Below are 954 nucleotides of genomic sequence, written 5' to 3' on the forward strand. Positions count from 1 at the left end.
GGCGTGGAGGGCGGCCGGCGGCCGGTGCGGTGCCGTCCCGAGCGGGGCGTGTGCACGCGTTGCGGTGATGGGCGAGGTCCGTAGGGCTCCCGGGACGGGGGAGGTCCGTGGCGTTCCCCGGAATCGGGGGGCTGCCGGGCGAAACGGCGGATGACCAGCGTGGTGGCGGGCACTCGGTGAGGTGCGTAAGGCGATCTCACCCGAGGAGAGTCATGGCTGAGCAGAAGTCGTCGTCGGCCCTCATGGCACCCCTGCGCGGCGCGGCCTCAGCACTGCGCAGGGTGCCCGGCGCCACCATGGTGAGCAGGGCCGCGGCGGAAACCCTGGACAAGGTCGGCGCGGTCTCGCCCCGCGGGCGGCGCATCGCGGTGTACGCGGGGGCCGGAGTGCTCGGTGCGGCGGGCGTGGTGGAGTGGCCCGTCGCCCTCACCGGTGCGGCCGTGGCCTGGCTGACGCAGCCGCGGCCAGTGCATCCCGCCGACGGCGAGAACGCGGCCGCGCAGAGCCCCGAACCCGCCCACGACCTCGGAACCGCGGCCCTCAGGTCGGGCCACGACAGCGGCTCCGGGGGCGCTGACGGCTCGGGTGGGGCGACGGGGGCGGGGGCGTCCGGCGGTGCCGAAACCTCCGCAGGCGGCCGGAAACCCCGAAGCAGCAGGCCATCCGCCGGCGCCAGGACAGCTGCCGGCACCCGGGCGTCCGGCAGCCGCACCTCCGGAGGCACCAGGACGGCCCGCAGCAGCCGGACCTCCGGAGGCAGCCGGTCATCCCGTGGTATCAGCGCATCCGGCACCGCCCGGACCAAGCGCGGCACCGAAGGCTCTGCGGGCCAGGTGTCCACCGGTCCGCTGGGTCCCACGGCGCGGCCCGACCGCACCACGCTCTGAGGGGGCTGTGGTGGTAGGGCTGCTGACGACGCCCCTGGGGGCCGTACGGCTGCTGGCGCCGGCGGTC

Annotated in this window: 1 protein-coding gene; it reads left to right on the top strand. The window is 76.4% G+C overall.

The window, feature by feature from the left end:
- Positions 1 to 212: 212 nt before the first annotated feature.
- Complete coding sequence (locus M878_RS000000100530) at positions 213 to 887, top strand: hypothetical protein (RefSeq protein ID WP_023552748.1); 675 nt, start codon at positions 213 to 215, stop codon at positions 885 to 887.
- The last annotated feature ends 67 nt before the right edge of the window (positions 888 to 954 follow it).

The sequence above is a fragment of the Streptomyces roseochromogenus subsp. oscitans DS 12.976 genome (assembly GCF_000497445.1).
Taxonomy (GTDB): Bacteria; Actinomycetota; Actinomycetes; order Streptomycetales; family Streptomycetaceae; genus Streptomyces; species Streptomyces oscitans.

What these genes read in the sequence shown, in the direction of transcription:
- M878_RS000000100530 (WP_023552748.1), top strand. Translation starts at nt 213, where the DNA reads ATGGCTGAGCAGAAGTCGTCGTCGGCCCTCATGGCACCCCTGCGCGGC.